The organism is Flavobacteriaceae bacterium HL-DH10 (assembly GCA_031826515.1).
Lineage (GTDB): Bacteria > Bacteroidota > Bacteroidia > Flavobacteriales > Flavobacteriaceae > Thalassobellus > Thalassobellus suaedae.
Genome location: CP134536.1, coordinates 3960402 through 3975707 on the forward strand (window position 1 = coordinate 3960402; position 15306 = coordinate 3975707).

General features: G+C 31.6%; 13 protein-coding genes. 10 read left to right on the top strand and 3 right to left on the bottom strand.

Annotated elements, in window-relative coordinates:
- Window positions 1-173 precede the first annotated feature (173 nt).
- From nhaC to RHP49_16775, 4 genes are all read left to right on the top strand, one after another.
- Complete coding sequence (gene nhaC, locus RHP49_16760) at window positions 174-1661, top strand: Na+/H+ antiporter NhaC (GenBank protein WNH12527.1); 1488 nt, start codon at window positions 174-176, stop codon at window positions 1659-1661.
- Between the two features lie 137 nt (window positions 1662-1798).
- Window positions 1799-2437, top strand: coding sequence for a peroxiredoxin (locus RHP49_16765; GenBank protein WNH12528.1), 639 nt, complete (start codon window positions 1799-1801; stop codon window positions 2435-2437).
- Between the two features lie 70 nt (window positions 2438-2507).
- Window positions 2508-2822 (top strand): thioredoxin family protein, encoded by a 315-nt coding sequence (locus tag RHP49_16770; protein ID WNH12529.1) that lies wholly within the window; start codon window positions 2508-2510, stop codon window positions 2820-2822.
- Complete coding sequence (locus RHP49_16775; GenBank protein WNH12530.1) at window positions 2803-3060, top strand: hypothetical protein; 258 nt, start codon at window positions 2803-2805, stop codon at window positions 3058-3060. Before RHP49_16770 ends, RHP49_16775 begins: the two co-directional genes overlap by 20 nt.
- A 119-nt stretch (window positions 3061-3179) precedes the next feature.
- Here the strand turns inward: RHP49_16775 and katG are convergent, their stop codons facing one another.
- On the bottom strand, window positions 3180-5342 hold the full coding sequence (katG, locus tag RHP49_16780) for a catalase/peroxidase HPI (protein WNH12531.1): 2163 nt from the start codon (window positions 5340-5342) through the stop codon (window positions 3180-3182).
- 302 nt (window positions 5343-5644) lie between these two features.
- Here katG and tpx point away from each other — a divergent pair, with 302 nt between their 5' ends.
- From tpx to ribB, 6 genes are all read left to right on the top strand, one after another.
- Window positions 5645-6148 carry a thiol peroxidase gene (gene tpx, locus RHP49_16785; protein WNH12532.1) on the top strand — a complete coding sequence of 168 codons (504 nt, stop codon included), beginning with the start codon at window positions 5645-5647 and terminating at the stop codon, window positions 6146-6148.
- A gap of 11 nt (window positions 6149-6159) precedes the next feature.
- A complete protein-coding gene (locus tag RHP49_16790; protein WNH12533.1) occupies window positions 6160-6528 on the top strand; it encodes a diacylglycerol kinase family protein in 369 nt (122 codons plus the stop codon).
- A 108-nt stretch (window positions 6529-6636) separates the two neighbouring features.
- Window positions 6637-9024 (top strand): DNA translocase FtsK, encoded by a 2388-nt coding sequence (locus RHP49_16795; protein WNH12534.1) that lies wholly within the window; start codon window positions 6637-6639, stop codon window positions 9022-9024.
- 15 nt (window positions 9025-9039) lie between these two features.
- Window positions 9040-9675 carry an outer membrane lipoprotein carrier protein LolA gene (locus RHP49_16800; protein ID WNH12535.1) on the top strand — a complete coding sequence of 212 codons (636 nt, stop codon included), beginning with the start codon at window positions 9040-9042 and terminating at the stop codon, window positions 9673-9675.
- A 9-nt stretch (window positions 9676-9684) separates the two neighbouring features.
- Window positions 9685-11658, top strand: coding sequence for an LptF/LptG family permease (locus RHP49_16805; protein WNH12536.1), 1974 nt, complete (start codon window positions 9685-9687; stop codon window positions 11656-11658).
- 32 nt (window positions 11659-11690) lie between these two features.
- A complete protein-coding gene (gene ribB, locus RHP49_16810) occupies window positions 11691-12836 on the top strand; it encodes a 3,4-dihydroxy-2-butanone-4-phosphate synthase (GenBank protein ID WNH12537.1) in 1146 nt (381 codons plus the stop codon).
- Here the strand turns inward: ribB and RHP49_16815 are convergent.
- Together RHP49_16815 and RHP49_16820 are read right to left on the bottom strand one after the other, a co-directional pair.
- Window positions 12833-13798, bottom strand: a complete 966-nt coding sequence (locus RHP49_16815; GenBank protein ID WNH12538.1) for a hypothetical protein — start codon at window positions 13796-13798, stop codon at window positions 12833-12835. The two genes, ribB and RHP49_16815, sit on opposite strands and share 4 nt — an antisense overlap.
- Window positions 13799-14007: 209 nt before the next feature.
- Window positions 14008-15207, bottom strand: a complete 1200-nt coding sequence (locus tag RHP49_16820; GenBank protein ID WNH12539.1) for a DegT/DnrJ/EryC1/StrS family aminotransferase — start codon at window positions 15205-15207, stop codon at window positions 14008-14010.
- Window positions 15208-15306 lie beyond the last annotated feature (99 nt).

Sequence of the window (15306 nt, forward strand, 5' to 3'; positions counted from 1 at the left end):
ACTACAATCTGGCAGATAACTATTATGTAAAAAGCATATTTTATAATTTTAGTAATTAATACTTAATGAATTCTGAAATCATCAAGCCTTTTTGTTTTAAATAGTCTCCCATTTGCATACATTCTGCTAAAATCGTAACATTACTACTTATAAAGAATATTTTTTTAGTTTATATGGAAAGTCAGGATGATAAATCAAAAGTACCTCAAGATAAACACATTGTTAAAAATAAAAAATTAAGCATTTGGGAAGCTCTAATACCAATTATAGTTTTAGTTCTCATTCTCGCCTATAATGTTTTTATCTATGGTGATAATGCAACGAGTGGTGCCAATCAATTTGCTTTAATTTTTTCTGGAGTTATAGCTGCTCTTATTGGGTTTTCAAAAAACATAAGCTATGAGGATATGCTAGAAGCCGTTGTTGATAATGTTAAAACAACAGGTTCTGCCATTTTTATATTACTCTTAGTTGGAGCCTTAGCGGGAACATGGCTTATAAGTGGCATCATTCCTACCATGATATATTATGGTTTAGAAGTTTTAAATCCTACTTTTTTTCTAGCAGCTACTTTAATTATATGTTGTATTATTTCATTAGCTACAGGAAGTTCCTGGACAACAACTGCAACCATAGGTATTGCATTAATGGGTATTGGCAAAGCCCTTGGTTTACCAGCAGGAATGGTAGCAGGAGCCATATTATCGGGTTCTTATTTTGGAGATAAAATGTCTCCTTTAAGTGATACTACTAATCTCGCTCCAGCTATGGCTGGAACAGATGTGTTCACCCATATTAAATATATGTCATACACCACTATTCCTACAATAGTAATTACTTTAATCATTTTTATTTTATTAGGATTTCAATTTAATTCAACAGAAATTAATGATAATTCCGCTTTAATAAATAGTATAGAAAGCACATTCAATGTTAATCCATTACTTTTTATTGTTCCAATTGTTGTTATAATCATGATTATAAAAAAAGCAAAACCTCTGAGTGCTCTTTTTGTAGGAACTATTTTGGCTGGTGTTTTTGCTGTTATTTTTCAACCAGACATTGTTTTAAAAGTGGCAAATGCTGATACATTTAATTTTCATTCAGCCTATAAAGGTATCATGAACGCAATGATTGGTGATATTTACATTCCTTCTGGAAATGCTATTTTAGATGAAAACAAATTGTTCTCATCTGGAGGTATGAGTGGTATGTTATCTACGATTTGGCTTATACTTTGCGCCATGTTCTTTGGAGGTATTATGCAAGAAATAAATGCTTTACAAAAAATAAGTGATTCATTATTAAAAGTTGCTAAATCAACATTTGGATTATTTGCCAGTACAACAGCAACATGTATTTTCTTTAACGGTACTGCTAGTGATCAATATTTAGCTATTGTAGTACCTGGGAAAATGTACCAAAAAGCATTTAAAGATAAAGGTCTTGCGCCTGAAAATTTAAGTAGAACACTAGAAGATTCTGGCACAGTTACTTCCATACTTTTTCCTTGGAATACAGGTGGTGCCTATCAATCTAAAACTTTAGGCATTGGCACAACTGAATATATTTGCTATGCTTTTTTTAACCTTATTAGCCCCATAATGACTTTAATATTTGCTTATTTCAATATTAAAATCAGACAACTTTCTGAAAAATAAATTATAATTATTACTTATTAATTTTAGTATAGTTTAAATCTATCGTTTAATAAAAAATTAAAATTTCTAATTCCAATTAAAAAGCCATTGTATTTTATATTTGCAACTTAAAATTAATAACAAATAAAAATAAAAACATGGCATTAGTAGGAAAAAAATTTCCAGATTTAAACGTTGACGCAATGAATGAAATGGGCGATACTTTTAAAGTAAACGTTCTAGAAGCAGCAATAGATAACAAGAAAAAAGTAGTTTTATTTTGGTATCCTAAAGATTTCACTTTTGTTTGTCCGACAGAATTACATGCGTTTCAAGCAGCTTTACCTGAATTTGAAAAACGTAACACTATTGTAATAGGTGCTTCTTGCGATACTCCTGAAGTTCATTTTGCATGGTTAAACACTGCTAAAGATAATGGAGGAATTGAAGGTGTAACTTATCCAATTCTTGCAGATAGTAACAGAAACCTTTCAAACATCTTAGGTATTTTAGACATCACTAATGAGACTTATGACGAAGCTACAGGAACAGTACAAGTTGAAGGCGATAATGTGACTTATAGAGCAACATATATTATTGATGAAAATGGTATAGTACAGCACGAAAGCATTAACAATATGCCTTTAGGAAGAAACGTAAATGAATACATTCGTTTAATTGATGCTTTAACTCACGTACAAGAAAAAGGAGAAGTTTGTCCTGCAAACTGGGAAGAAGGTAAAGAGGCTATGAATGCCAATGCTAAAGATACTGCAGCATATTTAGCTACACATTAAAACAAAAAGCTTGAATACCAATTAGAATAACATTCAATTTAGCAATCAAGTTTTAAAAAATTTAATAAATATGGTTCAAGAATTAGAACAAGACAGTTTAAACGAAATCGTTGCCAATAACGATACGGTAATTGTACAATATTCTGCCACATGGTGCGGAAATTGTAGAATTATGAAACCTAAATTCAAGAAATTGGCTTCAGAGAATGAAAATATTTCATTTGTAATGGCTGATGCCGAAAAATTTCCTGAATCAAGAAAATTAGCAACCGTAGATAATTTACCAACTTTTGCCACTTTTAAGGATGGTAAATTTGTTAACCAAGTTCAAACCAACAAGTTTGAAGTTTTAAAAGATTTAGTAAATGAAGTTACCAGTAATTAAGCATTTAACTCAATTTATTGAAGAAAATGATGAGGATTTTGTGGTTGAAACTATTGAAACCTTAGAAGCGTTAACAGAAGTTCCTTCATTAAAAGATGAAGAATTAGATGTTATTGGAGAGCTTATTTCTAATATGTATGGTGCTTTAGAAGTTAATAAAATGACTAAAGAAGGTACTCCAAAAAAAGAGGCTTTAAATAATTTTATGTCTCGAGTATTAGGCTCAATCGACAAATAAAAAGTTACGTACCAATATACAGGTTAAAAAGAAAAATTATCACAAAAAAACCACTTCAAAATGAAGTGGTTTTTTTATTACCTATGCTTCTGCAAGTTTAAAACTTATAAGAATAAATTTTAAATATCAAAACGATCAGCATTCATTACTTTAACCCAAGCATTTACAAAGTCATTTACAAACTTCTCTTTACTATCATCTTGAGCATAAACTTCAGCATAAGCTCGTAAAATGGCATTAGAACCAAACACAAGATCTATTCTAGTAGCTGTCCATTTTACTTCTCCAGTTTTTCTATCACAAATTTCATAAATACCATGACTAGCTGGTTTCCACTTATTAGTCATATCTGTTAAATTCACAAAGAAATCATTTGTTAAAGCGCCTTCATTATTTGTAAATACACCATGTTTTGTTTCTCCATAATTGGTTCCCATAACACGCATACCTCCAACTAAAACGGTCATTTCGGGTGCTGTTAACCCCATTAATTGGGTGCGATCTAACATTAATTCCTCTGAACTAACGACATAATCCTTTTTCAAAAAGTTACGATACCCATCAGCTACAGGTTCTAAATATTCAAAAGATTCGGCATCAGTCATTTCATCTGTAGCATCTCCTCTACCTGGAGCAAATGGTAATGTAATATTCAAACCTGCTTTTTGTATGGCTTTTTCAACACCTACATTTCCAGCTAATACAATGCAATCTGCAACGCTAATACCAAATTCAGTGGCAATAGGTTCAAGAACCGATAATACTTTTGATAAGCGTTTTGGTTCGTTTGCTTCCCAATCTTTTTGAGGAGCAAGACGAATTCGTGCACCATTAGCCCCACCTCTAAAATCGGAACCTCTAAATGTCTTTGCACTATCCCAAGCTGTAGATACCAGTTCTGAAATACTTAAACCAGAATTGGCTATTTTTTCTTTAACAGCGTCTACATTATAATCTTTTTTACCTTTTGGAACTGGATCTTGCCAAATTAAATCTTCTTGAGGTACATCTGGTCCAAACCAACGATCTTTTGGTCCCATATCTCGATGGGTTAATTTAAACCATGCACGAGCAAAAGCATCTGAAAATGCATTAAAGTCATCTTTGAATTTTAATGAAATTTCTTTATAAATAGGATCTACTTTCATAGCCATATCTGCATCAGTCATTATCGGATTATGTTTCGTTTTCATATCCTCAACATCAACGGGCATATCCTGCTCTTTAATACTAATTGGTTCCCATTGCCATGCACCCGCTGGACTCTTACGAGATTCCCATTCATGGTTAAATAGCATTTCAAAAAAACCATTATCCCATTTCGTTGGATGCGTTGTCCAAGCACCTTCTAATCCGCTTGTTACTGTATCTTTACCTTTACCAGTTCTTGTTGGATTAAACCAACCAAAACCTTGTTCTTCAACAGGAGCCGATTCAGGAACGGGACCTAAAATACTGGCATCACCATTACCATGAGTTTTTCCAACAGTATGCCCGCCAGCTGTTAAGGCAACGGTTTCTTCATCATTCATAGCCATACGCTTGAAGGTTTCGCGAACTTGAGCTCCTGTTTTCAATGGGTCTGGATTACCATTTACACCTTCTGGGTTAACATATATTAATCCCATTTGTACTGCAGCCAATGGGTTTTCCATGGTTTCAGGGTGATCTACATTTTCATATCGATTATCACTTGGTGCCAACCATTCTTTTTCTGCACCCCAATATGTATCTTTTTCAGGATGCCAAATATCTTCTCTACCAAAAGCGAATCCGTAACTTTTTAAACCCATACTTTCATAAGCCATGGTTCCTGCTAGAATAATTAAATCTGCCCAACTTACCTTATTACCATATTTTTTCTTAATTGGCCAAAGTAAACGTCTTGCCTTATCTAAATTTACATTATCAGGCCATGAGTTAAGTGGTGCAAAACGTTGGTTACCTGTTCCTCCACCACCACGTCCATCAGTTATTCGGTAAGAACCTGCTGCATGCCAAGCCATTCTAATCATTAAACCTCCATAGTGTCCCCAATCTGCAGGCCACCAATCTTGACTGTCAGTCATTAAATCTTTCATGTCCTTTTTAAGGGATTCAACATCAAGTTTTTTTAATTCCTCCTGATAGTTAAAATCTTTTCCTAAAGGATTAGTTTTTGTGTCGTGTTGATGCAAAATATCCAAGTTTAATGAATTTGGCCACCAATCAACTACCGACTTATCGGCAACAGTGTTTCCGCCATGCATTACTGGACATTTTCCTGTTTTTGAATTATTCATACGCTTAATATTTTAATTTTAATTAATTTTATCCTTAACCCTATAAATTTAACAATAACTTACCATAAAAATGGTTTAACCATATTTTTATATATTATATAATGATTGACAAAACTTATTAGATTTAAATTTTTAATAATTTTAACCAATATAAGCATGTAATTTACAACAGATTTATCTTAATCAATATGATAAATATCAATTAAGACAGCTCTAAGGTTATGATTTAAAAAAACACAGAATCAAACTCAGTATAAAGTTTAATTATTAGTATTTTTATCTGAAATTTAAAAACTAATAAAATGGCAAAAATAACTTTGGGTGGAAACCCTGTTGAAACATCGGGAAACTTACCAGAAATAGGATCAACTATATCTGATTTTAAACTTGTAGCGACAGATTTATCAACAAAAACATTAGAAGATTTTAAAGGTAATAATTTAATTTTAAATATTTTTCCAAGTGTAAATACTGGTATTTGTTCAGCTGCTGTTAGGCAATTTAATACCGAAGCTAGTGAACTAGAGAACACCAAAGTATTATGCATTTCTAGAGATTTACCTTTTGCTCAAGATCAATTTTGTGCTGCTGAAGGTTTAGAAAATGTAGTTATGCTTTCCGACTTTAGAACTGGAGCATTTGGAAAAGATTATGGGTTAATAATGATAAATGGTGGTTTTGAAGGACTCCTTTCTAGAAGTGTTATTGTTACAGATTCAAACGGAAAAGTTCTGTATACCGAACAGGTTCCTGAAATTGCTCAAGAACCAAACTACAAAGCTGCATTAGACGCTTTACAATCATAATATCATTTAAAATGTCTGAAAAAGAATCCTTTTTAGCTAACCGAATAAAAAGCATTGGTTATGCTTATAAAGGAGCTCTACTACTTTTAAAAACAGAATCCAGTATAAAAATTCAGTTTGTAATTGCTATTTTGGTTACACTAGCAGGGTTCTTTTTCAACATTACTTTAAACGAATGGCTTATTCAACTTTTAGCTATAGGATTAGTTATGAGTATTGAAGGTATTAATACCGCTATTGAAGAAATGGCTAACTTTATTCACCCAGAGCATCATAGTAAAATTGGCTTAATAAAAGATGTCGCTGCCGGCGCGGTTTTTATAGCATCCATTTTTGCCTCTGCAATTGGTTTAATAATATATCTTCCAAAGATATTTTAAATAATATTACCTCTAGGATAAACGTTAGTAATTTGTATTTTTGTTGTTTTGTAAAAACAATTCAAACCAAACTATTTTGGGATACAATTTTGAAACAATAATGCATTAATGGCGAAAAGCAAAACCAAGACTAAAAAAGCACCACGAAAAAAAATTAAAATGCCTAGTTTTAAATTATCTAGCCAACAAAAATTGGTTTTAGGTAGTTTTTTGGTCATTTTTGGTCTTTTGTTATGCATCGCTTTTGTTTCTTTCTTTTTTACAGGAGATGCAGACCAGAGTACAATTTCAGATTTTGCTTCAAGAGATGTAAAATCTAAAAATTGGCTTAGTAAATTAGGAGCTTGGTTAAGCGATTTTTTTATTCAACGAGGCTTTGGAGTTGCTTCATTTATTTTCTCTGGACTTATATTTATTTCGGGTATTTATACCTTAATGAATATAAATAAAGGCAAATTAAGAAAACATTGGTTTTGGGGTACTTTAATAGTCATTTGGGCATCTGTTCTTTTAGGATTCTTTGGTGATAAAAACGATGTTTTAGGAGGTGCTATTGGTTTTGAAACAAATAGCTTTCTTCAAGATTACATTGGAAAAATAGGGGTTTCGCTTTTACTTTTATTCGGACTAATAACCTATTTAGCTATACGTTTTAAACTTACTTTTGAAAGTTTTACAAACCTATTCAAATCAGCTAAAAGGAATATAAAAGGTGAATTTTCAGAGATGAAAGATGATATTATCGTTCCTTTTGATAATAATTTATCTGAAGAAGCAGAAGCTTTTAAATCGGCATTCGAAATTCCATTAGATAATGATAAACCTGAAAAACAAAAACAAGAAAAACCTGAAAAAGTATCAGCTCCTTTAGAAGTAAAAGTATATACTCCTGAAGAAATTGAAGAACCCGAATTAGAAATAAAAGTTGAAGACGTTAAAGAAGAACTTTCTGAAACTGATAATCTCTCTAATAAATTAGTTGAAGATTTTGGTCTATTCGATCCAACATTAGAACTTGGTAATTACAAATTCCCGCCTTTAGACCTTCTTAAAAAATATAATACAGAAGGCATTAAAATCAACCAAGAAGAACTTGAAGAAAATAAAAACAAAATTGTTGAAACTTTAAGTAATTATAAAATAGGTATTGCAAGTATTAAAGCAACTATTGGACCAACTGTTACTCTATACGAGATCGTGCCAGATGCAGGGGTACGTATTTCAAAAATTAAAAACTTAGAAGACGATATTGCTTTATCGCTTTCAGCACTTGGTATTCGTATTATAGCACCTATTCCTGGAAAAGGAACTATTGGTATCGAGGTGCCAAATAAAAACTCCACTATTGTATCAATGCGGTCGGTAATTGCATCTAAGAAGTTTCAAAGTTCAGAGATGCAACTTCCTATTGCATTAGGAAAAACAATTAGTAATGAAACATTAGTAGTCGATTTAGCAAAAATGCCTCACCTTCTTATGGCAGGAGCTACTGGACAAGGGAAATCGGTAGGACTAAATGCGGTTTTAACTTCGCTACTTTATAAAAAACACCCTGCTGAAGTTAAGTTTATATTAGTCGATCCTAAAAAAGTAGAGCTCACACTATTTAACAAAATTGAACGTCATTATTTAGCAAAGCTACCTGATAGTGAAGATGCTATAATTACCGATAATACAAAGGTTATCAATACTCTAAATTCATTATGTATTGAAATGGATAACCGCTACGAGCTCCTTAAAAATGCATTATGTAGAAATATTGCTGAATACAATGCAAAGTTTAAGGCTCGTAAATTAAATCCGAATGACGGACATCAGTTTTTACCTTATATCGTTTTGGTGGTTGATGAGTTTGCCGATTTAATAATGACTGCCGGTAAAGAAGTTGAAACCCCAATTGCGCGTTTGGCACAGTTAGCTCGTGCTATTGGTATTCATTTAATTATAGCAACACAGCGTCCTTCAGTAAATGTTATAACAGGTATTATAAAAGCAAATTTCCCTGCCCGTATTGCATTTAGAGTAACTTCTAAAATAGATTCAAGAACCATTTTAGATGGCTCGGGTGCCGATCAACTTATAGGACGAGGAGATATGCTTTACACACAAGGAAACGATTTAATTAGGGTGCAATGTGCTTTTGTTGATACGCCTGAAGTTGAAAAAATAACAGATTATATTGGTTCTCAAAAAGCATATCCAGAAGCTTATCAATTACCAGAATATGTTGGTGAAGAAAGTGGCACAAGTCTTGATATAGACATATCAGACAGAGATAAACTGTTTAAAGATGCAGCCATTGTAATTGTAACAGCACAACAAGGTTCTGCCTCGTTATTACAACGTAAATTAAAATTAGGTTACAATCGCGCAGGACGGATAATAGATCAATTAGAAGCTGCTGGTATTGTTGGCCCTTTTGAAGGTAGTAAGGCAAGACAAGTGTTAATTACAGATTTAATAGCTCTTGACCAACATTTAGAAAACGAAATATAATTTAAAATGAAAATGATGAATAAAATTATAACATTAGTCTTGATAACAATATCAATTAATGTTTTTTCTCAAAATAAAGCTAAAAGTTTATTAAACGAAGTTTCTCAAAAAGTAAAAGGTTACGATAATATTTCAATAGAATTTAAATATGTTTTAGAAAACACTTCAGAAAATATAAAACAAGAAACTAGAGGAGATGTTATCTTACAAGGTGACAAATATAAACTTAACATCCTTGGTGTTACACGCCTATATGATGGTAAAACATTATATAGTATTAGTCCTGAGGATGAAGAAGTAACTATTTCGTCTGAAAGCGACAATGAAGAAGATACTATTACTCCTAGCAAAATGCTTTCATTTTATGAAGATGGATATATGTATGCCTTAGACGTTGAACAAAACATAAAAGGCAGAAAAATCCAGTATGTAAAATTAACACCTATTGATTCAGATTCTGAAATTAAATACATCCTTTTAGGTATAGACGCAAACACAAAACACATTTACAATTTAATACAAGTTGGAAAAAACGGTTCAAAAACAACGCTTACTGTTAATTCTTTTAAAACAAACGAGCCTTTATCAAAAAGCTTATTTACATTTGATGCCAATAAATATAAAGATTATTACATCAACAATTTAGATTAGGTAAATACCTTGAAAATACTAGACCGCTACATACTAACTACATATCTTAAAACTTTTTTCAGTGTGTTTATTATACTCATACTGATTTTTGTATTGCAATCTATCTGGCTATATATTAAAGAACTAGCTGGCAAAGATATTGGCTTGGATGTCATGTTTAAATTCTTAATTTATGTTACTCCTAAACTAATACCATTAGTATTACCACTCACCATATTACTGTCTTCTATTATGGTATTCGGTAGTTTTGCCGAAAACTATGAGTTTGCTGCCATGAAATCTACAGGTATTTCGTTACAACGTGCTATGTCTGGCTTAAGTATTTTTATTGTTGGTATAGGTATTGTTACATTCTTTTTTGCTAATAATGCTATTCCATGGTCTGAGATGAAGTTTTATAATTTACGAAAGAACATCGCAAAAACAAAACCTTCAATGGCCATTGTTAAAGGTCAATTTAACCAAATTGGAGATACTCCTTATAATATAAAAGTAGAAAATAAAACAGGAGACAACGATCAGTTTTTAGAAGATGTTACCATTCATTTAAAAGGAGCAGACGGAAGAACAAATGCTAAAACAATAAAAGCCAAAACAGGCGAATTCTTTTTTGAGGAAAGTTCAGGTAATCTACAATTAATTTTGTTCGACGGTAATTATTATCAAGATTTTTCTCCAAAAGATATAAAAAGTAGGAATAAAAAACCATTTGCTAAAGGTTCTTTTAAAAAGGATATTATAAACATAGACTTATCGCAACTTAACAAAGTTGATTTTAATGAAGAATCACAAACAGACAAGTATAATATGCTTGATATAGTAGGCTTAAATACAACTTTAGACTCTTTAGCCGATAAACATTATAAAGAACAAAAAGGAATTGCTACAAACTTATATACGAGATCAAGTATTATTAGATTTAACAAAGAAATACATCCAGATTCTAAAAACGATTCCATAAATACAGGTTCTATTTTAAATGTTTTTGATACTAAAAATAAACACCAAATAGTTGATGTCACTTTAAAATCTATAATTAGTTCAAAACAAATAATTGATCAAAAAATAAAATCATTTAAAATCTCTAAAATTTGGTTTAACAAACACGTCATTTCTTTTCATGAAAAATTCGCCTTAGGATTTGCGTGTATTATACTGTTTTTTGTTGGTGCTCCACTTGGTGCTTTAATTAGAAAAGGAGGTATAGGTTTACCAATGGTAATTGCTATTTTATTATTTTTATCATACCACTTTATTGGTATTTTTGCTACTAATAGTGGTAAAAGTGGTGATTTCAATCCTATTTTAGCCAGTTGGTTCTCTACATTAATTATGCTCCCTCTAGGCATCTATTTAACAAAAAGGGCTACTGCCGACAGAGGTTTATTTGAAACAGGTAATATTATTGAACCTCTTAAAAAAATATTCAACATTAAAGAAAAAGAAAGTGTCGATTATAAATTTCTTAATAATTATACAGATGAAGAATTACTTAATGTAATTTCTAATTTTGAAGAATTAGGACATGATGAAAGTAGTCGTTATGAAGCGTTAATGCTTTTAAATAAAAGAGGGACATCGACTAAAGAACTTCGGAATTCTGGTTTAACTATAAATATAGACTATGATCTTTCAGAAAGAAAATATAAAGACTATAATGACCATTCTACATACGCTCTAACACTATACGCCATTGGTGTTATTTTGTTAATTCTACATTTTGTTTTTAAAAACAACAAATTACCATCACTTGAATCAGCTTCAATTCAGCTTAGTTTCGTGTCATTATTTTTGTTTTTAATTTATTATACTAAGTCATTATTAAACTCATATTCGTTTTATAATCATATAAAGAAAAAAGATAAATCTCCGAAGATATTTTTGTTATTAATAGGAATACCACTTTATTTCATAGCATATTTATTTATAAATACACAAATGAAAGAAGACTTAAAACTTAATTGTTTAGATTCTTTAAAATAAGCAATATCTTTGCAAAAATGACACTTGAATCCATGATAAAAAATACGACTTCAGAATTAAAACTGAACACCATAAATGATGCCATAGAAGACATTAGAAATGGTAAAGTTATTATAGTTGTAGATGATGCAAACCGTGAAAATGAAGGCGATTTTGTAGCTGCCGCAGATAAAGTTACACCAGAAATGATAAACTTTATGGCTACCGAAGGAAGAGGCCTTATATGTGCACCTCTAACGGAAAAACGTTGCCAAGAATTAGAACTAGATATGATGGTTCGAAATAATACAGATCACATGGAAACGGCCTTTACCGTATCAGTCGATTTAAAAGGCAAAGGCGTTACAACTGGCATATCAGCTAGTGATAGAGCAAAAACGGTAAAAGCACTTGTTGATGACGATACAAAACCATATGAATTAGCTAGACCAGGTCACATTTTTCCTTTAGTTGCTAAAAATGGTGGGGTTTTAAGACGTACAGGTCACACTGAAGCTGCCATAGATTTTGCAAGATTAGCAGGTTTAAATCCTGCTGGTGTTATTGTAGAAATAATGAATGAAGATGGTACCATGGCGCGTTTACCACAGCTTATAGAAATAGCAAAAAAATTAGATATAAAAATAGTTTCTATTGAAGATTTAGTTGCATATCGAATGCTACATGATTCATTGATTGAGAAAAAAGAAGATTTTCAAATCGAAACTCGCTTTGGAAGTTTTAGATTAAGAGCCTACAAGCAAAACACTAATAATCAAATACATATAACCCTAACAAAAGGACAATGGAATGATAATGATGAAGTTTTAACTAGAATAAATTCTACACTAGTTAATAATGACATTTTAGGAACACTTACCAATAATGCCGATAAGCAATTAGATGATATGTTTAAGGTTATTAATGACGCAGGAAAAGGCGCTATTATTTTTATAAATCAAGAATCTCAGTCTATGAATATTTTAAATAGATTGGCATTTTTAAAAGAAAATCAAGACTCTAACACCATTACAAAAGCGCCAAAAATTGATATGGACGATAGAGATTTTGGTATTGGTGCTCAAATATTACACGATTTAAACATACATAAACTGCGTTTAATTTCTAATACCGTACAAACAAAACGTGTTGGTTTAATTGGTTATGGTTTAGAAATTGTTGATTATGTAAATTACTAATCGATTATCTCAAATGTTTTAAAAAGCCCTTTTTGTTTAGTATTTGGCACTTCAGAAATAAAAGCATATTTCCCAGGTTTTAAATCAACATAAAAATAACCTGTTTTTCCAGCAGGCATATCATTTACACCACCCAAAAAGGTGACGCCGTTTGGAACCGGAGTTATCAATCCTTTTGGGTCTGACCAATCCATCCATGCTTCTAATGCATCTTCACTAGCATATTCATCAAGTTTTACAAGATTTAAGTCATGCCATATAAAATTTTCATGTGGTTTTTGATCTTTTACAAAAACAGAGAAAATTTGCTTTCCTTTGGTTATGGTTTTATCATAACTAATGCCCTCTGCTCCAGAAAGGGTAATATTTACAGTTGCTTCTGGTGGTGAATTACCACTATCTTCTTCAAGTACAATTAAAGGTTTAGCCATCCCCATAAGTGTATGGAATTTTCCATTTGGCATTTTTACATAACATTCCATGATGTAATAACCAGAATCTAACTTTAAAGTTGTTGTGGCGGTATATTTTGGTGCAATTAATCCAGTTCCTCCAGAAAACACAATATCACCATACCATTCCGGTAATTTACCAAAGGCTGCAAAACCCTCTTCGGCTTTGCCTGCGTTTATTAAATCCATACCTTCTTCAAATACGGGAGCAATGTCTGATATCGCATTATCTACTGTTTTCCCCTCAGGGTATTTATCTAATAAAAAGAAATGGGTTTCGTTGGATAAATTTTGATATTTAAAAGTATTCCATCCTGAAAAAATAGTATCAACAGACTGAAATTCCATACTTCGTGTTACTACATTTATAACATTTGAAGGTTCCTTAATTACCTCTTCTACTTCTGCTATTGTACTTTCAATTGAATCCGTTTTTTTATTGTTTTTACAATTAAAAAAAACACATAACGGTATTACTATTAAAAAAAATGGTTTTCTAAAAGTTTTCATAACTATTATAATTTTAGTGATTTAATTTAAAGTTAGTAAGTTATTATATTAAGTAAACAAAGCCTTTTTTGAAAGTACTCAAATCAATTTGTTTATGATACTTTCTAAAAGTTTTCCTCCAACTTTGTTAGTAAACAAAAAAATAATAATAGTTCTAGTTTACCAATTAACAAACAATTTACATAGTTAAATATAAGAAAAATAATTAATTACGTTTCCAAAACCGTTTTTACTGCAGTAACCATTTTATTAGCTCTTTCATACACTTCTGCTTCTGTCCAAGATAATTTTATTAAACAAGAAATGTTTCTTCCTATATAATGGTCTGATTCAGGATATTCTTTTGTTTTAAGATATTCCAACCCTTCTTTTACTTCTGTAGAAATTGGAAATAAAGATTTTAAATCTTTTAAGTGATCCCATTTATTTAGATAATGCCAATTGTTGCTATAATAATTCCAACACGCATCTACTCCATTAGTTTTAAATGCTTCAGCAACTTTTAGAGCTGTATCTAAATCTGGTAAAAATAAATTTAAAAAAGCATAACTCTCTTCGCCTCCATCTGGTACTTTTCTAAAAGTTACTTCAGGTATTTGTGATAATGCTTCTCTTAGAATAGTGTAATTTTTTTTCTGAATATCAATAAATTCAGGCAAACGTTTTACTTGAGCTAAACCAACTGCTGCATGTAATTCTGAAATTCTGAAATTATAACCTAAAAACGGATGAGTTTCTGCTCCCCTATCGCTACCAACATGATCGTGCCCATGATCGCTGTAATGATCGGCATTTGTATAATACTCTTTATTATTAGTTATCACGGCACCGCCTTCACCACAAGTTATGGTTTTTACAAAATCGAATGAAAAACATCCTAAATCGCCGATACTTCCAAGTGGTCTCCCGTTATAAGTTCCTCCAATAGCTTGACATGCATCTTCTACTAACAATATATTATGCTTATTACAAATTGTTTGTAAAGCATCCATATTGCCCATACTCCCGCACATTTGTACGACCATAACAGCTTTTGTTTTCGGTGTTATAGCATTTTCCACTGCTTTTGGACTTAATGTTAGTGTATCATCAATATCAACTAAAATTGGTATGGCTCCAAGCATCATAATGGCTTCAAAACTGGCTACAAATGTAAATGTCGGCATAATAACCTCGTCGCCAGCTCCAACCCCCGCAGCAGCTAAAGCGACAGATACTGCTGCAGTTCCACTAGAAACTAATTGTACGTGCTTTGATTGCAAGGTATTTTCTAGTTCAATCTCTAGCTCCTTGGCTTTCCAATGTCCGTTTCGCATACCATCAAAACCATAGCGCATCAACACTCCGTTATCTAATACATCGTTTACTTGTTGGCGTTCTAAATCTCCAAATAATTCAAATCCTGGCATATATAATTTTTCTTTAAGTGTTTTTGTACTTGCTTTTGCGTTAGGGGTTGGAGCTCTTCTCAGAGAGAGACTTCCGAAATATTTATATCCATGAGTTCA